At 65.2% G+C, this 22,922-nt stretch carries 16 protein-coding genes and 2 pseudogenes; 13 read left to right on the top strand and 5 right to left on the bottom strand.

Annotated elements, in window-relative coordinates:
- Positions 1–3: 3 nt before the first annotated feature.
- The 5 genes and pseudogenes from B5V46_RS03055 to B5V46_RS03035 form a co-directional block, all read left to right on the top strand.
- Positions 4–1,206 carry a PP2C family protein-serine/threonine phosphatase gene (locus B5V46_RS03055; protein WP_080615219.1) on the top strand — a complete coding sequence of 401 codons (1,203 nt, stop codon included), beginning with the start codon at positions 4–6 and terminating at the stop codon, positions 1,204–1,206.
- On the top strand, positions 1,203–1,538 hold the full coding sequence (locus B5V46_RS03050; RefSeq protein WP_080615218.1) for an STAS domain-containing protein: 336 nt from the start codon (positions 1,203–1,205) through the stop codon (positions 1,536–1,538). The genes B5V46_RS03055 and B5V46_RS03050 overlap by 4 nt, the downstream gene beginning before the upstream one ends.
- A gap of 12 nt (positions 1,539–1,550) precedes the next feature.
- Positions 1,551–1,946, top strand: a complete 396-nt coding sequence (locus B5V46_RS03045) for an ATP-binding protein (protein ID WP_080615217.1) — start codon at positions 1,551–1,553, stop codon at positions 1,944–1,946.
- 116 nt (positions 1,947–2,062) lie between these two features.
- Positions 2,063–5,719, top strand: a complete 3,657-nt coding sequence (locus B5V46_RS03040) for a PAS domain S-box protein (RefSeq protein ID WP_080615216.1) — start codon at positions 2,063–2,065, stop codon at positions 5,717–5,719.
- A 133-nt stretch (positions 5,720–5,852) separates the two neighbouring features.
- A pseudogene (locus B5V46_RS03035) lies at positions 5,853–6,053 on the top strand (transposase); the annotation flags it as partial.
- A 57-nt stretch (positions 6,054–6,110) separates the two neighbouring features.
- Here B5V46_RS03035 and B5V46_RS03030 read toward each other — a convergent pair.
- Positions 6,111–7,270, bottom strand: a pseudogene (locus B5V46_RS03030) (integrase core domain-containing protein).
- Positions 7,271–7,762: 492 nt separating this feature from the next.
- Between B5V46_RS03030 and B5V46_RS20775 the strand changes: the two are divergent.
- Entirely contained in the window at positions 7,763–7,930 is a 168-nt protein-coding gene (locus B5V46_RS20775) for a transposase (protein WP_080615214.1), read from the top strand.
- 511 nt (positions 7,931–8,441) lie between these two features.
- Here B5V46_RS20775 and B5V46_RS03020 read toward each other — a convergent pair.
- Entirely contained in the window at positions 8,442–8,807 is a 366-nt protein-coding gene (locus tag B5V46_RS03020) for a hypothetical protein (RefSeq protein ID WP_080615213.1), read from the bottom strand.
- 104 nt (positions 8,808–8,911) lie between these two features.
- Here B5V46_RS03020 and trxB point away from each other — a divergent pair, with 104 nt between their 5' ends.
- The 4 genes from trxB (at position 8,912) to B5V46_RS03000 (ending at position 13,994) form a co-directional block, all read left to right on the top strand.
- Positions 8,912–9,916 carry a thioredoxin-disulfide reductase gene (gene trxB / locus B5V46_RS03015; RefSeq protein WP_080615212.1) on the top strand — a complete coding sequence of 335 codons (1,005 nt, stop codon included), beginning with the start codon at positions 8,912–8,914 and terminating at the stop codon, positions 9,914–9,916.
- Entirely contained in the window at positions 9,913–10,368 is a 456-nt protein-coding gene (locus B5V46_RS03010; RefSeq protein WP_080615211.1) for an RES family NAD+ phosphorylase, read from the top strand. Before trxB ends, B5V46_RS03010 begins: the two co-directional genes overlap by 4 nt.
- 228 nt (positions 10,369–10,596) lie before the next feature.
- The gene (locus tag B5V46_RS03005; RefSeq protein ID WP_080615210.1) at positions 10,597–12,306 is read left to right on the top strand and encodes a bifunctional sulfate adenylyltransferase/adenylylsulfate kinase; all 1,710 of its coding nucleotides are present in this window, start codon (positions 10,597–10,599) and stop codon (positions 12,304–12,306) included.
- 401 nt (positions 12,307–12,707) lie between these two features.
- On the top strand, positions 12,708–13,994 hold the full coding sequence (locus tag B5V46_RS03000; RefSeq protein ID WP_080615209.1) for an O-acetylhomoserine aminocarboxypropyltransferase/cysteine synthase family protein: 1,287 nt from the start codon (positions 12,708–12,710) through the stop codon (positions 13,992–13,994).
- Positions 13,995–14,044: 50 nt separating this feature from the next.
- Here B5V46_RS03000 and B5V46_RS02995 read toward each other — a convergent pair whose 3' ends face one another.
- A complete protein-coding gene (locus B5V46_RS02995) occupies positions 14,045–14,749 on the bottom strand; it encodes an SIMPL domain-containing protein (RefSeq protein WP_080615208.1) in 705 nt (234 codons plus the stop codon).
- Positions 14,750–14,918: 169 nt separating this feature from the next.
- Between B5V46_RS02995 and B5V46_RS19490 the strand changes: the two genes are divergently transcribed.
- Together B5V46_RS19490 and B5V46_RS02970 are read left to right on the top strand one after the other, a co-directional pair.
- The gene (locus B5V46_RS19490; protein WP_155773908.1) at positions 14,919–17,528 is read left to right on the top strand and encodes a hypothetical protein; all 2,610 of its coding nucleotides are present in this window, start codon (positions 14,919–14,921) and stop codon (positions 17,526–17,528) included.
- 109 nt (positions 17,529–17,637) lie between these two features.
- Positions 17,638–19,602 carry a cation:proton antiporter gene (locus B5V46_RS02970; RefSeq protein ID WP_080615203.1) on the top strand — a complete coding sequence of 655 codons (1,965 nt, stop codon included), beginning with the start codon at positions 17,638–17,640 and terminating at the stop codon, positions 19,600–19,602.
- A 477-nt stretch (positions 19,603–20,079) separates the two neighbouring features.
- On the opposite strand, the gene B5V46_RS02965 is transcribed toward B5V46_RS02970, so the two are convergent.
- Positions 20,080–21,105 (bottom strand): ribose-phosphate pyrophosphokinase, encoded by a 1,026-nt coding sequence (locus tag B5V46_RS02965; protein WP_080615202.1) that lies wholly within the window; start codon positions 21,103–21,105, stop codon positions 20,080–20,082.
- 105 nt (positions 21,106–21,210) lie between these two features.
- Here B5V46_RS02965 and B5V46_RS02960 point away from each other — a divergent pair, with 105 nt between their 5' ends.
- Positions 21,211–21,810 (top strand): 2-hydroxychromene-2-carboxylate isomerase, encoded by a 600-nt coding sequence (locus tag B5V46_RS02960; RefSeq protein WP_080615201.1) that lies wholly within the window; start codon positions 21,211–21,213, stop codon positions 21,808–21,810.
- A 51-nt stretch (positions 21,811–21,861) separates the two neighbouring features.
- On the opposite strand, the gene B5V46_RS02955 is transcribed toward B5V46_RS02960, so the two are convergent.
- Complete coding sequence (locus tag B5V46_RS02955) at positions 21,862–22,917, bottom strand: low specificity L-threonine aldolase (RefSeq protein WP_080615200.1); 1,056 nt, start codon at positions 22,915–22,917, stop codon at positions 21,862–21,864.
- Positions 22,918–22,922 lie beyond the last annotated feature (5 nt).

The following is a 22,922-nucleotide window of genomic DNA, read 5'->3' as shown; positions in this document are numbered from 1 at the left end:
CGGATGGAAATTCTTGTCGTCGACGACGACGATCTGATCCGGGAACTGATCATCCACAGCATAGGGCAGCTCGGCCATATTCTGCACGCAGCGGATAGCGCCGAGAATGCCCTGAACCAAATTCAGGCCGGCCTGAACGTGGATCTGGTGATCAGCGACTGGATGATGCCCGGGATGACAGGCGTCGATCTTTGCGCCGAGATCCGCCGTAAAGCGAGGCAACGGCACGTCTTTTTCCTGCTTCTGACCGCGCGCGAAAGCCGCGAGGACTACCTGTCGGCCATGGAGGCCGGCGCCGACGACTTTCTGGTCAAGCCCTTCGATCCGGAAATGCTGGCCGCCAAGGTCCGTGCAGCTGAACGCATATTCGACCTGCAAACCCAGCTGGCGCTCAGCAACACGCAGTTGACGCAAAGCAACCAGGAACTCGACGACGCCATTCGCAAGCTGAGGAACGACATCAACGCAGCCGCCAAGCTTCAACTTGGATTACTGCCACCTGACAAGGTGCGTTTTGGCCGTTTCAAGATGTCGGCCGCCTTGCTGCCATCCTCTGCGGTGTCGGGAGATCTCTACAATTATTTCAGCCTGGGCGACGAAACCTTCGGGCTCTATTCGCTCGACATCGCCGGACATGGCGCACGCGCCGCGATGATGACCTTCGCGATTTCCCGCTACATCATCGACCTGGGGGTCGTCAGCAATTTCGAACAGTCTCGGACTTTAAGCAGCTATGTGCAGGAATTGAACGAGATCTTCCAATCCATCCCGCCGGACAACGACTATTTCACGATGCTGCTGGCGACGGTCTCGGCAGATGAGAAAATGCGGGTGTGCCAGGCCGGACATCCTCACCCGATCGCCACGCCGATCGACGGCGGCCCGCCTTTTCCGCTGGGCGAGGGCGGATTCCCGGTAGGGCTGCAGGAGGGCGTCTCATATGAGGAATTCCTCGTGGATCTCAAACAGATCCACCGGGTCGTCTTCTATACCGACGGCATCACCGAATGCGGTGGCCCGAACGGAGAATTGTTCGGCGTCGAGCGCTTTCAGCGGCTGTTGCATGAGGCGGCGAGCAGTCCCCTGGATGACGTCGTTCCGGCTGTCAAGCAAGCGATGGTAGACTGGCATGGAAGCGACGAATTCGATGACGATATCTCAATAATTGTCCTCGAGAATTGCAAGGCAACGTCGGAGGTCCCATGATCAAAACCGAAACCTTAGCTGGAGTGGTCATCTTCGTGATCGACACGCAGCGCCTGGACGCAAGCAATGCGACTGCCTTTCACTCGCAGTTGTCACCGCTGATCAAGGGCCACGACCGGATCATACTGGATTTCACCTCCGTGGAATTCATGGATTCAACCGGGATTGGCGCGCTCGTCGGCGTCACCAAGGGAAAAGACACTGACGCACGCATTGCCATGTGCGGCCTGACCCCGGCAGTCGAGACAATCTTCAAGCTGCTGCGCATGGACATGTTTTTCCTCGTTGCCGCCGATCGCTCCGATGCCATCGCGCTGCTCGAAGCCTCCTGACGGGCGCGCGACATGCCCGGTCGCTTCATATTGAAGTACGATTTCCTGGAAGCTCCCCGAATCTGGGACGCTATATGCCACGAAGTCAGCGAAAATTATTCGCCGGACGAGCAGATACGACTTCGTCTTGGCATGACCGAGATCATCAACAACATCGTTGAGCACGCTTCCACTGGGCGGGAGGATGCGCGGTTCTCCCTTCGGGTTCTGAAACTTGACGGGCGACTGTTTTTATGCCTGTCGCATGAAGGCCCCGCTTTTGTGCCGTCGCCGGAGGCCATGGACCCCGACAAAGTGCTTGCAAGTGAGCGAACCCGCGGACGCGGCCTGTGGCTCATCTCTCAGTGTTTCACGGAGGTGAGGTATCGCGATCGCGGCCTCACGCAAAGGATTATCGCGCGACTATAGCCGCTCAATCGACGCCAGATCAGAACGCATCGGATAGCGATAGAGGCGAACCTTAAGAGATCAAACATGTTTGCCGGCGATTATGCTGCCGTTCAGATGATGCGGGACGCCTCCAAATGAGCTTTCTCAGGCCCAGAAAATCCCTGCCCAGGCATCCGGTGATGGCGGGCATGATCGTCTTCCTGATCGTCCTGGCGGCTGCCAACGGGGCGATCACCATAGAGAAGCGGGCTCTGCTGGAGGCGGAACGCGATCTGGTGGCTCAGGAGGTCATGACGTTTTCAGCTCGTTTGCAGACAGAGATCAACTCGAACGTATATCTTGCAAACGGACTCATTGCATTCATCACGGCAAGCAAGTCCGTCGACCCACAGGAGATGAAAGCGGCAATGGCGTCACTACACGGGGCGGGACGCAACATTCGCAATATCGGCATGGCCCCCGGAAACCGTATCAAATACGTATTCCCCGCACCCAGCAATTCTTCCGTCATCGGCCTGTATTATCCCGACATCAAGGAACAATGGCCCGCTGTAAAAAAAGCCATTGACAGAAAGACAACTATTGTGACCGGACCTCTCAACCTCAAGCAAGGCGGTGTTGGCCTGATAAGCCGGACACCGGTATTTCTTGGGGACGGCTCCTATTGGGGTATTCTGAGCCTGGTTCTGGACGCGGAGAGCGTGTTTGCACAGGCTGGCATGCTCCCTCTTGAGAACCACCTGGATATCGCTCTGCGCCTGAAGGCTGACGATGGCGATCCGGGTCGGGTCTTCAGAGGTCAGGAACAGCTTTTCGCACCGACCTCCATCTTACGAGACATCGTTCTGCCGGGGCTGGTTTGGCAAATCGCGGCCACACCACGCGGTGGGTGGACACACAGCCTCGGTCATTTGCAACTGCTTCGAGGACTTTCCTTGCCACTGGCCCTGTTTCTCGGAGCGCTGGCGACAGGGCGCCAACGCCAGGTACTGAACCTGGCCCGTACTGAAAGGCGTCTGGCTTCGGTGGCAAAGGCGATCCGCGATGCAATCGTGGTCGTCGACGAATCCGGAGAGGTCGTCGAACTGAACACCGCAGCCGAGACCATGTTCGGCAGGTCGGCCGCGCAAACCAAATCGATGCCCGTCTCCGAGATATTCCCGGTCGAGGCAGTCCTGGCCAACCCCTCCACCCCGTCAATTGTGCAGGGCCGGCGAGCAGACGGTACGGAGCTTTGTCTTGAGATCAGCTCAAGCAGCGTTGAGCTGCAGGGCACATCAAAGACCATCTACTCGATCCGCGACGTCGGCGATCGCATGGCGATAGAAAATGCCCTGAGACAGAGCGAAGAGCGTTTCCGCAATATCACCAGTCAGGTTCCCGGCGTAATCTACCAATGGCAGGAGGGCCCGGGGACCCGCCACGGTTTTACCTATGTCAGCCCCCGCTCTTACGAAATTCTCGGCCTTGAAGCAGACGCTCTTGTCGAGGATTGGAGCTTGTTTCAAATCCATCCTGACGAAATCGATGCCTGGGTCGCGAGCATCTCGCATTCGATATCGACTGGCGAAGACTGGCAATTCGAAGGCCGCTTTCTGCGTGACGGCGAAACTCGATGGTGGCGCGCCTTCTCAAGACCTCAGCGCGCCGCCGACAGCCCTGATGATACCGTCATCTTCACTGGCGTGATATTCGACGTGAGCAGTGTCAAGGCTGCCGAGCAGGCTCTGATCGCCAAAGAGCGGGAGCTGGCAGTCGTTCTCGAGAGTGCGCTGGACGGGATCATTTCCATTGACATGCGTGGAGTGATCCTTTCCGCAAACGCCGCGGCGGCACGAATATTTCAATATCGCGCTGCAGAACTCGTCGGCCAGAACGTATCGATTCTGATGCCCGAGGCGGTCGCCAGAAAGACTGGAGCCTATTCGGAGACCGAGTCGCTGGGCGTCATACGGAAGGTCGTCGGCATGTCGCGAAGGCTGACGGGACGACGCCGAAATGGCGAAGAGTTTCCCGTCGAGCTAAGCGTCTCTGAGATGATGACCGAGTTCGGTTCCGCCTATACGGGCGTCTTGCGCGACATCACCGATCGCGTCGCGGCGGAACGTGAGCTGGAGGCGGCGCGCCTCGGCCTCGAGCAGAAAGCCAACGATCTGGAAATTCTGGCAGATCAGCGAGACCGCGCCCGCCGGGACGCGGAGCGCGCCAGCGAAGCAAAATCGAGCTTCCTCGCCGTCATGAGCCACGAGTTGCGCACACCAATGACTGGAATCCTGGGCATCGCCGACTTGCTGCTTGCGGAAACCCAATCGGTTCGCCATCGCAACTGGATCGACACGTTGCGACGTTCAGGGGTGAACTTGCTTGCCCTGCTCGACGACATTCTCGATTTCTCGAAGATCGAAGCGGGCAAGCTCAGCCTCGAGGCGATCGCCTTCCTGCCGGATACCGTGATCGCAGATATTTACGAGCTGCTGTCCGGCACCGCGCAGAAAAAGGGGCTGGATTTCAGGATTGAGCATCGGATATCTCCATCGCCGACGCTCATGGGCGATCCGATGCGGCTGCAGCAGATATTGCTGAACCTGACCACAAATGCCTTGAAATTTACCGACAAGGGCAGGGTAACTCTGAGTTTGAGCGGTGCCGAAAAGCTTCCGGACGGACGGTGGCGCGTGGAATTCGAGATTGCGGATACCGGCATCGGTATTCCATCCGATCTTCAGGCGAATTTGTTCCAACCCTTCACACAGGCCGAGGCCTCGACCACACGCCGTTTCGGCGGTACCGGATTGGGGCTGGCGATCTCGGGACGCCTGGCGCAAGCGATGGATGGCGAAATCAACGTTAGCAGCGTCGAGGGAGAAGGCTCTGTTTTTCGGCTGACGATCAGTTTGCCCGAGGCGACCGAGGCAACGAACAACATCACTCATCCCGCACACATCGCGCTGGAACCTACCCATGGCAAACCTCTTAACATCCTGATCGCAGAGGATAATGAGACCAATCGCCTCCTGCTGAACGACGCCCTCGAGATGTGCGGTCACACGGTTTCCACAGTCGAAAATGGCGCCGAGGCTGTCACTGCAGTTAAAGAGGGTGATTTCGACGCTATCATCATGGACATGCAGATGCCGGTGATGGACGGTATGACCGCAGCCCGAGTGATCCAAGCGGAGAACGAAAATGGGCCTCCGATCATTTTGCTGACAGCCGATGCGCTTGCTCGGCAGAGTTTCGAAAAAGAAAAAGCATTCTCGGCAGTCCTGACCAAACCCATAGACTGGAATAAACTTTTTTTCGTTCTGGGCAAATTCACGGGAGGATCCGATGAATTATCGGCCACCACGCAGCAGCACGATATGCCATCCAATTTTATCGGAATTCCGACGAATAATTCTGATCTACGCGAAAAAGTCTCCGCAACCGAACCGCCTACACTTTCACTGGAATGGCTAGATGTCTTACGTCAGACGATACCACCCGATCGCGTCCGCTCTATCTTTGCTTCTCTGATTGAAAAGTTGGACCTCCAGTCGCAAGACCTGCGTGCTCGCCTTGATGACGGCGATCTTGAAGGAGTCGAACGCACGCTGCACAGCCTTCTGGGATTGAGCCGTCAATTCGGTTTAGGACGGGTCTCCGCATGTTGCCAGAAGATATCCATTGCTTCGAAGTCAGAGAGCATTGCAAGCCAAAGCTCCTTGCTAAAACAGTTCGACACTGAGATCTCATCGGCCCGTAAAGCTCTCGAAGCACATATTTCTAGCCCACCTCAGTCCTCTTCATGATGTCTTGGTCTCGTCTTGTGCCTGTTTCCCTGGGCGGATCTGCCCCTCGGTCACAGTGACGAGTAAACTAGGCTGCAGCCCCATTGATTTCAGGCATTTGGCATGATTCAGGCTCCGCAAGGAGACCTGATCGATGAGCAATCTTTACTGGCTGAGCGATGCACAGATGGAACGCCGGAAGCCGTTCTTTCCCAAGAGCCATGGTAAGCCCCGCGTCGATGATCGTCGCGTCCTCATCGGCATAATCTTCATCAATCGCAATGGGTTGCGTTGGTGCGATGCGCCGAAGGAATACGGCCCGACGAAGACCCTCTATAACCGTTGGAAGCGCTGGAGGTGAGTGGTTGAACGCCATTGGTTCGAGAGAAGCCACGAACACGGGGTTGTACACTTAACCTTCTTGGCTAACGAATGACATTACGGTTTCGATGGGACGTCGCCCCATGTTTCGGTAACCCAGATGCGGGCGCTCGGTGTTGTAGTGGACGAGCCAGGCGTTGAGATCGGCCTGGAGGGCCTCGACAGTCTCGTAGAAGGTCTCGCGCATCTTCACGCGGAAGAACTCCTCCGGCACCGTGCCATTGAACCGCTCGACGAAGCCGTTGGCCTTCGGCGTGCGGACCTTGGTGCGGCGATGCTCGATGGCGTTGAGGTCGAGGTAGAGCTCGTAGGGGTGACGCTCGGTGCCGCAGAATTCGCGGCCGCTCGCCATTGGGCTCGAACCAATGGCGCCTTCAATGGCTCGCTCGGTCAGCACCGCTTTCACCGGCAGATCCAGGGCGCGGTAGAAGGGCAGGACGTCGTTGTGCAGGACTGCGACCGCCGCCTCGGGCTGCTTGGAAACGTGCAGGAAGCCGAAGGCGTAGCTGCCGAAGGTGTCGACGACCGCGTGCAGATAGACCTTGCCGATCCCCTTCAGCGTGCCGACGAAGAACGTGTCGGCCGAGAGCAGCTCGCCGGGAGTGCCTGATTCCACGTGTCGTTCCCGGAAGCACGGGTTCTGCTTCTCGAGGAAGGCGGCCTGTTCGGCAGTGATCTCGATGGTCTGGCCCGCATGGGCGTCCTCGAGCGCCAGCCAGCGGTCGTAGCGCGTGCCCAGGCGTCGCCAGCGGGCTCGAACCGGTGGCGCCACGCTGGCGACCGTTCAGGATCTTCTGGATGGTGATCGAGGAGACCCGCACGCCCTCGAGCGCCAGCATCGCCTCGAAGCGGTTGCAGCCATAGGCCGGATGTTCGAGCGCCAGCGCCTTGATCCGCTCGACCGTCTCCGGCGGGGTCGTTTGAGGGTGGGTCTTGTGGATCGGCGGCAGGTCCTTCAGCCCCTCGAAGCCCGTTCTCGGGCTTACGCGGCGCCACCGGCGCCACGGTCCCTCAAACCCAAAACCGACGTTTCCACTCGTAGAAGCTGGTGCGGTCCATGCCGCGCTGGCGACAGGCCTCGGCCACGTTGCCGAGTTCTTTCGCCAGTTCCAGAACGCTCATGCGGGTTTGCGCGATCTTGGTCTTCGCGTCACGAGTCTTGGGTTTCGTCGCTTTCGGTGTTCCATCCATGGCGGGGTCCTCCGTTCCCAAAATAGCATGGAAAGAAGGTTAAGTGGACACATATTCTCATGTTACTCTGGAGCTATGCCCGATTTCAGATCACGGAGCCTGATCAGGCAGCGCGGGTATCGGGTTCGCGCACGGCCACACCGTCAGTGAATCTGGCGCCTTCGATGACCTGTGGCAACGGACCCGCCATGGTCTGCACCACTTGAGTGGTGCGGTTTGAAAGTTATTGGATGAAGGGCCTCTGGTCCATCGGGAGGGCGGCCGCAGGGTCCGGCCGGCCGCGACGCGGACCGGGGGACTCCGCCTTGATGCCGTAATCCCCCACCTTGGTGCACAGATGCCATTGGGGGCGGATACAGCATCAAGGCCCATTCAGGGGTTTCCCATCTGCCGGGAGGTCTTCTTCAAGATGGAAAACGGAGGCGATCTTGGGCGGGCGGACGCTGATAAACATGCAATGGGCGCGGATCATGGGGCATCTGCCGGGACGCGATGGGCTGCCGAGGCGGCGCCGACAATCGATGGTTTGTAGATGCAGGGCTGTGGCTGGCGCGGACGGGCGCGCCTTGGCGGGATCTGCCACCCGCCTTCGGCAAGTTTAAGGGAACGCAGGCGCGGGGCCGCAGATGGGCGATGGCGGAGGGAGCGCATTTTCAATGAGACGGGCGTGGAACCCGACTTCGAATACGCCCTCATCGACAGCGCCGTTTGCAAGGCCCCTGCGGGTACGAGAGACAGAGGGGGCTCAGGGGATCGGGCGTTCGCGTGGCGGCCCCATGCCACCGCCGATGTTCCGGGGCGCCCGCTGCGGCCGATCCCGACCGCCGGACAGCGCGACGAGTGCCTGCAGGCTGCGGCGCTGATCGACGGGGCCGCGGGCCTTTGCCACGTCATCGCCGATGGCAGGCGCTCTGCGCAGGAAGATCGCAGACGGGGGCGAGGCCGAGGCCCAGATCCAGACGAACCCGCCCCGCGCGGTCGGGCCCCTCCCCGCTCCCGACCTCCATGCTGAACGCCCCAAAGCCGAGAATTCCTATTGCCAGATCAATCGCTTCCGCCGGATCGGCTTGCGATGCGAAAAACACCCTCAAGCTTCATGGGGCTCGTCTTCCTCGTCTCGGCACTCGATTGTCTCGGATAAAGGAAGACAGGGCCTGAAGGCGCCGGGCCGTCACTCGGCCCGTTCGATCCGCACGAAAATCCCGCGCTCGGCGACCCAGACCCCGTAGGACGACACAACCTGCGCCTGGGTCAATCCGTCATGATTGGCGGGCGCCGTTTCCGGAGCCAGCTCGCGCGAGGGCCAGAACCAGGCGCCGCAGGGCCTGCGCGCACCGCAGGCGACGCGCCCTGCCTCGGCGAAGGCGGCCTCGTCCCGCGGACCGCCGCACACCACCACCGACACGATCCGGGAGCTGTCCACGATCGCGCATTGCGACGGCATCTCGGCGGAAACGGTCTGTTGCGCGACCTCCTGGGCCTGCAGTCCGGTCGCCGAGATCAGTCCCGCAACGGCTGCCAGAGCATATCGAACCATCGGATTTCGACTCCCCCACTTGCGGCAGGCCCTGCCCGAGGCCAAGTTTGCCATCCCTCATCGCGACAACTATAACCGTCCCGACATCAGAAAGGTATCTGCAAGTGACCGAGAAACGACATGTCCGCGTGCTGATCATCGGGTCGGGCCCGGCGGGCTATACCGCTGCCGTCTATGCCGCGCGCGCGATGCTGGAGCCGGCTCTGATCCAGGGCATCCAGCCCGGCGGCCAGCTCACCATCACCACCGAGGTCGAGAACTGGCCCGGCGAGACCGAGATCCAGGGTCCCGATCTGATGGTCAAGATGGAGGCCCATGCCCGCGCCATGGGGGCCGAGATCGTCTCGGACTACATCTCGCGGCTCGACCTGTCGAAACGGCCCTTCACCGCCTTTGCCGACAGCGGCACCACCTATACCTGCGACGCGCTGATCCTCGCGACCGGCGCCCAGGCGAAATGGCTGGGCCTGCCCTCGGAAGAGAAGTTCAAGGGCTTCGGCGTCTCGGCCTGCGCCACCTGCGACGGCTTCTTCTATCGCGGGCAGGAGGTCGCGGTGATCGGCGGCGGCAATGCAGCCGTGGAAGAGGCGCTTTTCCTGACCCGCTTCGCCTCGAAGGTGACGCTGATCCACCGCCGGGGCGAGCTGCGCGCCGAGAAGGTGCTGCAGAAGCGGCTGTTTGCCAATCCAAAGGTCGAGGTGCTGTGGAACCACGCGCTTGACGAGGTGACGGGCACCGACGCCCCGCTGGGCGTCGAGGGCATCCGGGTCCGCCATGTCGAGACCGGCGAGACCCGCGAGATCGCCTGCAAGGGGGTCTTCATCGCCATCGGCCATGCGCCTGCCTCGGAACTGGTCAGCGACCAGCTCGAGACCCATATGGGCGGCTATGTCGTGACCGCGCCCGATTCCACCGCGACCTCGATCCCCGGCGTCTTCGCCGCGGGCGACCTTACCGACCACAAGTACCGCCAGGCGGTGACCTCGGCCGGCATGGGCTGCATGGCCGCGTTGGAGGTCGAGCGTTTCCTGGCCGAGGCCGGGCTCGACGAGGGCAAGGAGACAAGCCTGCCGCTGGGCTACGGGGCCGAAGTTCCGCAAGACGCATGATCGCCTTTCGGGGCCTCGTCTGGCGGCTGATCGCGGCCGAGCGGGCGGAGGCACCCTGCGCCCCCGTCTCAAGCCCCGAGGGCCGGTTTCATCATTCCGGCGAGGCCGTGCTTTATGCCTCGCTCACGCCCGAGGGCGCGGGCGTGGCCATCGCCCGCTACCTGACACCGGACGCCCCGGCGCGGGCGCTGGTCCCGCTTGCGGTCGCGGCCGACCGGATCGTCGATCTGCGCGCCCTGCCCGACCCCACCCGCGCCTCGGTCGTCTGGCAGGATCTGCGCAGCGCCGGGGCGCCCTCTCCGACCTGGGCGTTTTCCGATGCCGCGCGGCGGGACGGCGCCCAGGGGATGCTTTACCCCTCGCGCAGCCGCCCCGACCTGACCCATCTGGTGCTGTTTGACCCGGCTCCGCCGCTCGTGCGCGCTGCGGGCCCGGCACGGGCCTGGCCCTGAGCCACCGCCCCGTTCCGGGGCCCGCGCGCGCGGCGCTCCGGCGTTTCGCCGGGGCCGCGACAACCGGGAAGATGGTCCGCCATCGGCGGAAAAGCGACGCGGTCGGCCTTTTTCCCCGAATTGCCGAGCCGCCGCTTGCACCGCGCGCAGATTGCAGGCTAAGCCCCGGCCATCCGGGCTGCCCGGCCCGCACCGCCGCGTATTTTGGTTGAACCATCAGGTCCCGTCATGTCGATTTCAAACCTCGCCCCGATCCCCGAACTGTACGTTTCCCACGAGAGTGCCCAGAAGCTGAAGGCGGAGGCCGGGGAGCTTCCGAGCTGGGATCTGACGGCACGGCAGATCTGCGATCTCGAACTCCTGATGAATGGCGGGTTCAACCCGCTGAAGGGCTTCCTGAGCCAGGCCGACTATGACAGCGTCGTGGAACGGATGCGTCTGGAGGACGGCACACTCTGGCCGATGCCGATCACCCTGGATGTCTCGACCGAGTTTGCCGACGGGCTGGAAATCGGCCAGGACATCGCCCTGCGCGACATGGAGGGGGTGATCCTCGGCACGATGACGGTCACCGACCGCTGGGAGCCCGACAAGCATCGCGAGGCCGAGAAGGTGTTCGGCGCCGACGACATCGCCCACCCGGCGGTGAACTATCTGCATCACACCGCGGGCCGGATCTATCTGGGCGGGCCGGTCACCGGAATCCAGCCGCCCGTGCATTACGATTTCCGCGCCCGCCGCGACACCCCGAACGAACTGCGCGCCTATTTCCGCAAGCTGGGCTGGCGCCGGATCGTGGCGTTCCAGACCCGCAACCCGCTGCACCGCGCGCATCAGGAACTGACCTTCCGCGCCGCCCGCGAGGCCCAGGCGAACCTCCTGATCCATCCGGTCGTGGGCATGACCAAACCGGGCGATGTCGATCACTTCACCCGGGTGCGCTGCTACGAGGCGGTGCTGGACAAGTACCCGCAATCGACCACCACGATGAGCCTTCTTAACCTCGCGATGCGGATGGCGGGCCCGCGCGAGGCGGTCTGGCACGGGCTGATCCGCAAGAACCACGGCTGCACCCATTTCATCGTCGGCCGCGACCATGCCGGCCCCGGCAAGAACTCGGCCGGCGAAGATTTCTACGGCCCCTATGACGCGCAGGAGCTGTTCAAGGAATACGAAGACGAGATCGGCCTCGAGATGGTGCCGTTCAAGCACATGGTCTTCGTCCAGGAGCGCGCCCAGTACGAGCCCGCCGACGAGATCGAAGAGGGCGTGACCGTTCTGAACATCTCGGGCACCGAGCTGCGCCGTCGCCTGGCCGAGGGGCTGGAGATCCCGGAATGGTTCTCCTTCCCCGAAGTGGTCTCCGAGCTGCGCCGGACCCGTCCGCCGCGGGCGAAACAGGGGTTCACCGTCTTCTTCACCGGGCTTTCGGGCTCGGGCAAGTCGACCATCGCCAATGCGCTCATGGTCAAGCTGATGGAGATGGGCGGGCGTCCGGTGACGCTTCTGGATGGCGACGTGGTGCGCAAGCATCTGTCTTCCGAGCTGGGCTTCTCGAAGGAGCATCGTGACATCAACATCCGCCGGATCGGCTATGTCGCCTCCGAGATCACCAAGAATGGCGGCATCGCTATCTGTGCGCCGATCGCGCCCTATTCGGCGACGAGACGGGCGGTGCGCGAGATGATCGAGGCCTATGGCGCCTTCTGCGAGGTGCATGTGGCCACGCCGCTGGAGGAATGCGAGAAGCGCGACCGCAAGGGGCTCTACAAGCTTGCCCGCGAAGGCAAGATCAAGGAATTCACCGGGATCTCGGACCCCTATGAGGCCCCGGCGGATCCCGAGGTCGCGGTCGACACGACCGGCATCGACGTCGACAACTGCGCCCAGCAGGTGATCCTCAAGCTCGAACAGATGGGCCTGATCGCCGGCCGCTGAGGACTGCTGCTGAAGCCCGCGGGAAAAAGCCCGCAGGGACAGGACAGCGACGCGCCGCCCCGAAAGGGCGGCGCGTCTGCGTTTCGGGCCGGCGGGGCGCTGCCTCGCGACCGCCGTCCCGCGTGACATCTCGCCGGACCTGTCGGGTGCCGACGGGGCGACCGCGCCGCTTTCGCCTCCGGGCATGCGGCAAGCGCGTGTGGGGGGTATTTTCGCCAAGAAGAAGGGCCCACCTGACCCGCCCCGCCTGATCCAGGCTGCCCCGGGCCGGGCCGAAAGGCTGCTGTCCCATCCGCAGGGGCGGGGAGAGGCATCCGTTCTTTTCGAGCCGCTCTTGTTGCCCAGTTCCGGACGATGGCCTAATGCTTGGGCAGAACCGGGAACAAGGGAGTTCCGATCCGATGAGCGAAGACCGTCCGTACGGGTTCGATACGTTGCAGATCCATGCCGGGGCCAAGCCCGACCCGGCCACCGGCGCCCGCCAGGTGCCGATCTACCAGACCACCTCCTATGTCTTCCGCAACGCCGAGCATGCGGCGGCGCTGTTCGGGCTTAAGGAAGTGGGCTTCATCTATTCGCGGCTGACCAACCCGACCGTGCAGGTTCTGGCCGAGCGGGTGGCGGCGCTGGAAGGCGGCGCGGGCGCGGTCTGCTGTTCCTCGGGCCATGCGGCGCAGATCATGGCGCTCTTCCCGCTGATGGCGCCGGGCCGCAACGTGGTCGCCTCGACCCGGCTTTACGGCGGCACGGTCACCCAGTTCAGCCAGACCATCAGGCGCTTCGGCTGGTCGGCCAGGTTCGTCGATTTCGACGATCTCGACGCGGTCGCGGCTGCCATCGACGACGATACCCGCGCGGTGTTCTGCGAGTCGGTCGCCAATCCGGGCGGCTATGTCACCGATCTCGACGCGATCTCGAAGATCGCGGACGCGGCCGGGCTGCCGCTGATCGTCGACAACACCTCGGCCACGCCCTATCTCTGCCGCCCGATCGAGCATGGTGCGACGCTGGTCGTGCATTCTGCCACCAAGTATCTGACCGGCAACGGCACGGTGACTGGGGGCGTGGTGGTCGATTCCGGCAAGTTCGACTGGTCGGCGAGCGACAAGTTCCCCTCGCTCTCCGAGCCCGAGCCCGCCTATCACGGGCTGAATTTCCACGCGACCTTCGGGCCCGCCGCCTTCACCTTCCATTCGATCGCCGTGGGGCTGCGCGATCTCGGGATGACGATGAACCCGCAGGGCGCCCATTACACGCTGATGGGGATCGAGACCCTCAGCCTGCGGATGGAGCGTCACTGCGCCAATGCGGTCAGGGTCGCAGGCTGGCTCGAGGCCCATCCCAAGGTGGCCCGCGTCACCTATGCCGGGCTGCCCTCCTCGCCCTATGCCGAGCGTGCGAAACGGATCTGCCCCAAGGGCACCGGCGGGCTGTTCACCTTCGCGCTGAAGGACGGCTATGACGCCTGCGTCAGGTTCGTCGATGCGGTGCAGCTGTTCAGCCATGTGGCGAACCTGGGCGATACCCGGTCGCTGGTGATCCATTCGGCCTCGACCACCCATGCCCAGCTGACCGAAGAGCAGCAGATCGCCGCGGGCGCCAATCCCGATGTGGTGCGGGTGTCGATCGGGATCGAGGATGCCGATGACCTGATCGCCGATCTCGAGCAGGCTCTGGCGCAGATCTGAGCCCGTAAGCCGACCGCGCCCGAACCCGGACGCGGTCGGCCTCCTGCGCCTTACTCGGCCGCGTCGCCGAGTTCGAAGACCATCGTCACCGTCGCATCGAGTGCAAGCTCGCCCTCGGCCATCGGCATAGAGTCGGCCATGGATTCAAACGACATCTTCATCCGCATCGGCATCGGCTGGCTCGCCCCCTGCTCGACGATCGAGACCAGCGAGCCGAGGCTCTGCCCCGAGGCGGAGGCGAACAGCTCTGCCTTGCGCCGTGCCTCGGCCACCGCGGCCCGACGCGCCTCGTCCAGGACCGGTCCGGGTTCCTGCAGGCCGAAGCTCAGACCGTCGAGCGTGTTGGCGCCGGTCCCGATCACCGTGTCGAGCAACGGCCCGAGCCCGTCCAGTTCCCGCACTCTCACGGTCACCCCGTTGGCGGCACTGTAGCCGGTGATCCGGGGACGCTTGCCATCCGCGCGGTCGCCCCAGACCGGCGACAGGTTCAGCCCCGATGTCTGGATGTCGCGCGCCTCGATACCCGCGGCCTGCAATTCGGCCATCACCCGGCCGAGATCGTCCGAAACCAGGGCCATGGCCTCGGCCGCGGTGTCGGCCTCATGACCGACGCCCAGCCTCAGCGTCGCCATGTCGGGCGTTGCGGTCGCGGTGCCGGTTCCGGTGACGCTCAGTTCGGGGGCGGCATCGGCCGCGATCGGCGCGACCAGCGCCGAAACGACAAGGGCAAGCGGGGCAAGAGGGACAAGACGCATGAAAACTATCCTCGTTCTTTCTGTCATCCTTAATTGGTCTTCGAACAGACCGGGACAAGACGCCCCCGGCTCCGACATGCCGTGCCCCCTTCTTCCGGTCGGCGGTTTCCTGCTATAGTCCGCAGGATCGAGCTATGGGACCGGGGCATAACCGGTGTAGAGAGCCGCAATGAAACCAGATTTCGCGCTGACGCTCGCCGAGGACGGGATCGGCCTTCAGCACCGCGCCAAGGCGGGCTGGCGGTCTCTGGGCGAGGTGTCCCTGCACGACCCGGGCCTGGTCCAAACGCTGCGCCTTCTGCGCGCGACCGCGGGCAACCTTGCCGAGGGCCGGCCCCTGGTCGCGCTGGTGATCCCCGACAGCCAGATCCTTTACACGGAGCTTCCGGTCGAGGGCGAGAGCCGGGCCGCGAAACGTGCGAGCCTTCTGCGCGGGCTTGACGGGCTGACGCCCTATCCGGTCGAGGAGCTGGTCTTCGACTGGCAGGAGACCGGCGGCAGGGCCCGGCTGGCGGTGGTCGCACGCGAGACGCTGGCCGAGGCCGAGGCCTTCGCGCAGGCCCATCAGTTCGATCCGGTCAGTTTCGTGGCCCGGCCGCCCGCCGCGCAATTCGAGGGCGAGGCATCCTTCGGCCCGACCGCCGCAGCCGCAACGCTGCTGGCAGCGGACGCACCGGCGGCCCCCGAGGCCAGACCGGACAAGGCCCCGCGCCCCGTCCCCGAGGCAAAGCCCGTGCCGGAGGCCAAAACAGCCCCCGAGGCCGCCCCCGCTTCCGGTGCAGAGGCCGCGCTCAAGACAAAGCCGGCAGCCAAGGCCGGCACCCCACCCAAGGCAGCCCCCACCCGGGAGGCAGAGCCTGCCCCAAAGGTCGTCTCCACCCAAAAGACAGGGCCCGCGCAAAGAACAGAAACCCGAGCGCAGGCCAAGCCCGCACCTGCCCCCGGGGCGCAGGACAAACAGGTTGCACCACCGCCTGCGCCTGCCGTCGATCCAGCCCCGGCGGCCGTCTCCGTGCCTGCACCCCCGGCTGCCAGTCCGACTCCATCGGCGCCAATCTCACCTGTCCCCGCCTCTCCTTCCGCCCCCCGCCCGCCACAAGCGGAGGCCCCCGCCGGGACGGAACAATCCGCAGCGCGCCCCGCTGCGGGGACCGGGCGCCGCCCTACCGGGTCGGTCCGTCCGGAGCCGCAGCCGATGCGCGGGCTCGACCTGAGCGCCGCCGCGCGCCCCTCGGCCGGGCCGGAGCCGATGCAGATCGTCAAACTGGGCGGGGCGGGGATTGCGGTCGTTGCGGCCGTCGCCCTGGGGGCGATCCTGCTGCCTCGGGACCCGACACCCGCTCCGGATACCGGCACCACCGCGGGTCTTGCCCCGCCCTCCGGGGCAGAGCGCTCGCAAGCCGGGGCACCGGACCGGCAACCGCCTGCCGAGCCTTCCTCGGGGCGCGCGTCCGGTGACGCGCCGCACCAGCAGGCAAGCGGCAACGCACCGCGTGCCGATAGCGCCACCCCGGACTCGCCCGTGCCGGCGCCGCTGTCAGAAGCCGAAGCGCTCGAGGCCTATGCCAGTACCGGGATGTGGCAGCGCGCCCCGGACCCGATGAGCGCACCGGCGCAGGACCGGATCGGAGATCTGTATGTCTCCGACATCGATCGGGCGGTCCGGCCGCCCGAAGCCGGCATGCTGCCCGATCCGCAGATTGCCCGCAGAGACGACCAGCCGCTGCCGATGCAGGCCGACCCGCCCGGGCCCGACCAGACCTTCGAACTCGACGAACACGGTCTGGTCGAGGCCACGCCCGAAGGCGCGCTGACACCGGATGGCGTGACCGTGTTCCGCGGCAAGCCTGCGGCGGTGCCGCGGGCCCGTCCCGCCGATCTCGTGCCCGAACCCGAGCCGATTGCGGTGCCCGCTCCCGGCGATACCGCCGATGGTGCCGAGATTACCACCGATGGCGTTCCGGTCTACGATGTCCGGCCCGAAACGACCCCCCCGGGCCGCCCCGGCGATCTGGGCCCGCCGGCCGGAACGGCCGCCGACGCGCCCGAAGATCCGCATGTCGACGCTCCAGACGACCGCGCCGAAGCCCTGGGCGACGACGCCCCAGCGGCCCAGAACGCGGCGCTCCCCCAGGAGAGCGCTCCGCGGCCATCGGCGCGCCCTGCGCCTCAGACGGCCGAGGCGCCGCCGCCCGCAGTGGTCGCGGCCGACCCCGCCCTGGCCGCCCGGATCGCAAGCTACTCGCCCCGCACCCGGCCCGCATCCGTTCTGGCCCGGGCCGAAAACCCGGCCACCGCTGTTCCCGGCACGCATCCGCGGGCACGGCCAGAAGACCTGGCGCCCGCGCCCGCCACCGATGCCGCTGTGACGGCCGCACTGGAAGACCTCGCCGACGGCGAGGACGAGGCTGCGGACTCCGACGAACTGCCCGACAACGCGCTCAGCGCCTCGCTCCGCCCGGCCTCGCGCCCTTCGGATTTCGAGGACAGGACGGTGCAGGCCGTTGCAGCCCCGGTGCAACCGGCCATTCCCACCGCCGCATCGGTCGCCCGGCAGGCCACCCTGCCCGATGCCATCAATCTTCGTAATCTCAACCTGATCGGCGTCTACGGAACCTCGGCCGACCGCCGCGCGCTGCTGCGGCTGCCCTCTGGCCGCTTCGTGAAGGTCAAGGTCGGCGACACCGTCGATGGCGGCCAGGTCGCGGCCATCGGCGAAACCCAGCTGCGCTATGTCAAGCGCGGCCGCAATATCGTACTGGACCTGCCGGGCGGCTGAGCGCGCGCTCCCGGCCCCAGCTTTCCTGCCTGCGCCCCCGCCGGGACGCCGCCCCCTTCCTCACTCATGCTTGACCGAGACGCTCTCGGACCCGAGGATTCCAGACGACATGGACAGCTTTCTGCTTCCCGCCCTGATCTGCCTTGCCGCAGCGGTGATCGCCGTTCCCCTCGCCGCGCGGCTAGGGCTCGGATCGGTTCTGGGCTATCTCGCGGCCGGCATCGCCATCGGCCCGTCGCTCGCCCTTCTCGATGCCGAAGTCGAGGACATCCGCCATGTCGCCGAATTCGGCGTGGTGCTGATGCTGTTCCTGATCGGCCTCGAGCTAGAGCCGAGAACGCTCTGGCGGATGCGCACCCGGCTGGTCGGGCTGGGCGGCCTTCAGGTGACGCTGACCACGCTGGCGATCATGGCCGCCGCGATCCCGGCGCTGGGGCTCGACTGGCGTCCGGCGCTGGCGGTGGGGCTGGTCTTCGCCCTGTCCTCGACCGCGATCGTGCTTCAGACCCTGTCCGAGAAGGGTCTGATGCCCACCAATGGCGGGCGGGCGAGCTTTTCGGTGCTGCTGGCGCAGGATATCGCGGTGATCCCGATGCTGGTGGCGCTGCCCTTGCTGGTCGCGGCGCCGAAGGCCAGGATCGCGCCCGACGGCTCGGTGATACGCCCGGCGATCGAGGCCGCACCGCATGGCGGCAGCTTCTCGCTGGTGGCGGGCCTGCCCGCCTGGGGCGTGGCGCTGGTGACGCTGGGCGCGGTGGCGGCGGTGATCCTCGCCGGGCATTACCTGATCCGTCCGGTCTTCCGCTTCGTCAACATGGCGCATCTGCGCGAGATGTATACCGCGCTGGCGCTGCTTCTGGTGATCGGCATCGCGGTCCTGATGGGGATGGTCGGGCTCTCGCCCGCGCTTGGCACCTTCCTCGCGGGCGTGGTGCTGGCCGATTCCGAATTCCGCCACGATCTGGAAAGCAATATCGAGCCGTTCAAGGGCCTGTTGCTGGGGTTGTTTTTCATCACCGTGGGCGCGGGCATCGACTTCAAGGTGCTGCTGGCCGACCCGGCCGGGATCTTCGCGCTGGCGCTTGGGGTGATGGTCGTCAAGGGGCTGGTGCTGGCGGTGCTGGGCCGGCTCTTCGGGCTGAAGGGGCGCGACCGCTGGCTGTTCACCCTGGGCCTGGCCCAGGCCGGTGAATTCGGCTTCGTGCTCCTCGGGCTTGCCGTCCAGCAGGACGTGCTGTCCCAGCGCCTGACCCAGACGCTCCTGCTGGTGATCGCGCTGACCATGCTGATGACGCCGCTTTTCTTCTTCGTCTACGAGATGCTGTCGAAGCGCTTCGCGGTGGCCGGGATCGGGACCGACCGCGCCCCCGACCGGATCGACGAGCGCAACCCGATCCTGATCGCCGGGATCGGCCGGTTCGGACAGGTGGTGCAGCGCATGCTGCAGATGTCGGGCTATCCCGCGACCATGCTCGACGACGACCTCCCCACCATCAACCTGATGCGCAAATTCGGCATCAAGGGCTTCTTCGGCAACCCGACCCGGCCCGAGACGCTGATGGCCGCGGGGCTGGGCACGGCGCGGGTCTTCGTGGTGGCCCTCGACGATCCGGCGGCCACGACGCGGGTGGTGCGCTATGCCCGGGGGGTGCGGCCCGATCTGACCATCATCGCCCGCGCCCGCGACCGCGCCCATGTCTACGAGCTTTACCGCGCCGGGGCCGACAAGATCGTGCGCGAACTGTTCGACAGCTCGCTCCGCGTCGCGCGCTATTCGCTCGAGGCGATGGGGCTGAGCGCGACCGAATCCCGCGAGCGCGAGAGCGCCTATTACGATTTCGACCGCCGGATGGTGCGCGAGCTGGCCGATCTGTGGAAACCGGGCGTGCCGGCCGAACGCAACGAGCCCTATCTGCGCCGCGCCCGCGAGCTGAATGGCGAGCTCGACACCGCGCTGCTGTCGCGGCGGGCAAGACGGCGCGCGGCAGAAGAGGCGACCGCAGAGGGGATTGCGACGGAGAAGGCGGCAGCCGAAGGGGCTGCTGCAGAGGCGGCGGCCGAATCCCGGGACTGAACCGGCACAGCCTCGGCCATCATGATCGGGATCGGTCGGCCCGATCCGGGTGGGGCCCCTGCAGCCGGTCGGCCGCTCCCGTGCCCGGCAGGAGCGCCCGGTTTTCCGTCAGTTCGCCCCGGGGCTCCGGGACCGGGACCGGGACCGGGACCGGGACCGGGAACGCATCGGGCCCCGCGCCCCGGCCTGGCAATCGCCGCGCCGAATCCGATCGACCGCGATCCTGCCCGGGGACAGCCTTTCGGACCAACACATGAGGAAATGCAGGCAGGGGGCGCGCGCCCATTTCCCGCAACTCGGCCCAACTTCAGTGAAAAGCGATACCGGAGATCATCAGCCGGTGCAGCGAGCCTGGCTAAGAGAGCCGCCCGCCCCTCGAGGCGACGCTGTGGCGGATGAGCTCAAGCCCCCCCCCGGCCAGCGCCGGATCCTCCGCCGCCAGCCGTCGGGGGCGCACGTTCATGTGGCCCTCCAGGCTCAGACGCGGCCCGGGGCGTAGAGGCCCTCATAGATCGGGGCCAGCGTCGCGTGCTCGAAGAGCGAGGAGACGCTGGTGCCTTGCCAGATGTTCATGATCGCCTGCGCGAACAGCGGCGCGGTCGGCACGATGCGGATATTGGGCGTGGCAAGGACGGCCTCGGTCGGCTGGATCGAATCGGTCACCACCACCGATTTCAGCTGCGAATTGCGGATGCGTTCGACCGCGGGGCCGGACAGCACGCCATGGGTGATATAGGCATGCACCTCCTTGGCGCCGGCCTCGATCAGCTTGTCGGCAGCCTTGCAGAGCGTCCCGGCGGTGTCGCAGATGTCGTCGACGATGAAGCAGATCTGCCCCTCGACATCGCCGATCACGGTCATCTCGGCCACCTCGCCCGGGCGCACCCGGCGCTTGTCGACGATGGCCAGCCCCGACCCGATCCGCTGCGCCAGTTCGCGGGCGCGGGTCACGCCGCCCACATCGGGCGAAACCACGGTCGTCTGGGGGGCGAGCCCGTTGAATTCATGCGCGATGTCGAGCGCGAAGATCGGCGAGGCATAGAGGTTGTCGACCGGGATGTCGAAGAAGCCCTGGATCTGGGCAGCGTGCAGATCCATCGTCAGCACCCGCTCGATGCCGGATTCGGTGAGCAGGTTCGCGACCAGCTTGGCGCTGATCGGCGTGCGGGCCTTGGTGCGACGGTCCTGACGGGCATAGCCGAAATAGGGGATCACGGCAGTGATCCGCGCGGCCGAGGAGCGGCGCAGCGCATCGGCCATGATCATCAGTTCCATCAGGTTGTCATTGGCCGGGTTCGAGGTCGGCTGGATCACGAACATGTCCTCGCCGCGGACATTCTCGTAGACCTCGACGAAGATCTCCTGGTCGTTGAACCGTTCGACCCGGGCGTCGACCAGGTCGACATTGATGCCCCGATGCATCGACATCCGCCGGGCAATGGCAGAGGCAAGCGGACGGTTGGCGTTGCCCGAAATCAGTTTCGGTTCGTGAATATTGTGCATGGGGAGTGTCTCCGGCGGCGGCCGATTCGCGCGTGTAACGATACGTTGACAGCGCTTAACACCGAGCTACGGTCTTGAAAACCTTATGAGGGAAGGGGCGTCACGATGGCCCATATCGACTATTACTTCACTGTGATCTCGCCATACGTGTATCTGGCAGGCAACCGGCTGGAAGAGATCGCGGCCCGCCATGGCGCGACACTCACCTACAAGCCCGTTGATATAATAACGCTTTTTTCCCGTACCGGCGGCACGCCCCTGCCCCAGAGGTCCGACGCGCGCAAAGCCTACAGATTGCAGGAGCTGCGCCGGCAATCGGCGAAAGCCGAGTTGAAACTGTCCCTCGCGCCCGCGCATTTTCCCACCAATCCGGCGCCCGCCGCCTATGCCATCATTGCCGCGCAGGCAGCCGGTGGCGGCGATCTCGGGCAATTGGTTCATGCGCTGGCGCGCGCCTGCTGGGCCGAGGACCGCGACCTGGCCCAGGACGAGGTCATTCGCGACTGCCTGCAGGCGGCGGGGTTCGATCCGGGGCTTGCCGACCGGGGGCTGCTGGCAGGGGCCGAGACCTATGCCGCCAATCTGGAAGAAGCGACCGCCCGGGGTGTCTTCGGCTCGCCCTTCTACATCACCGATGACGACGAGCGGTTCTGGGGCCAGGACCGGCTCGACGATCTCGACCTGCATCTCGCGGGAAAGCTCTAGCGCGCCCCGGGTCCGGCCCCGGATCAGACCTCAAACCGGGGCGCGCGCGGCTCAGTCGCCCCGGACGATGGCCAGAAGCGCGTCGACCTCTTCGTCGGTCGTGCACCAGGAACAGACCAGCCGCGCCGGCAGGGGGACATCGCCCGGGCCGTCCAGCGACTGGTCCATCGGCCAGAAGTAATACTGCGCCCCGGCCGCATGGGCGCGGCGATGTGCCTCACGCGGGAAGGCGGCGAAGACGGCATTGGCCTCGGTCGGGTGCAGCAGCGTCGCGCGGTCAAGCGCGGCAAGCCCCTCCGACAGCCGGGCCGCCGCATCATTGGCCCGCGCCCCCAGCTTCAGCCAGAGCCCGTCCTTGAGATAGGCGGCCATCTGCGCCGACAGATAGCGGTGCTTCGAGAAGAGATGCCCGCCCCGCTTGCGCCGGAGCTCGAATTCCCAGGCATGGGCCGGATCGAACAGCACCACCGCCTCGACCCCCATGCAGCCATTCTTGGTGCCGCCGAAGGACAGGACGTCGATGCCCGCTTTCCAGGTCATCTCGGCCGGGCTGGCGCCGGTCGAGACCAGCGCATTGGCAAAGCGCGCGCCGTCCATGTGGACCGGCAGGTCGTATTCTGCCGCGACCGCAGTCAGGGCGGCGACCTCGGCGGCGGAATAGACCGTGCCGAGCTCGGTCGCATTGGTGAGCGAGACCGCGCCGCGCTGGACATTGTGCACACCCGCCCGGGCGGCATGGGCGATGGCCCCGTGCAGCGCCTCGGGGGTCAGCTTCGCATCGGCGCCCTCGACCAGCGTCAGCTTGGCACCGCCGGTATAGAATTCCGGCGCGCCGCATTCGTCTTCCTCGATATGCGCGTTGCGATGGCAGAAGACCGTGGCCCAGGACGGACAAAGCAGCGCCAGCGACAGCGCATTGGCGGCAGAGCCGGTCGCGACCAGATAGACCTCGGCCTCGGGCGCCTCGAAGGTCTCGCGGATCATCGCGCGGACATCGGCCATGATCGCGTCACTGCCATAGGACATGGCATAGCCGTGATTGGCCCCGATCAGGGCATCCAGGATCTGCGGCGGCACCGGCGACGTGTTATCCGAGGCAAAATGCATGGCTG

The organism is Rhodovulum sp. MB263 (assembly GCF_002073975.1).
Classification (GTDB): domain Bacteria; phylum Pseudomonadota; class Alphaproteobacteria; order Rhodobacterales; family Rhodobacteraceae; genus Rhodovulum.
The sequence above is the reverse complement of the archived record's forward strand: the minus strand, read 5'-3'. Positions and strand labels throughout refer to the sequence as shown.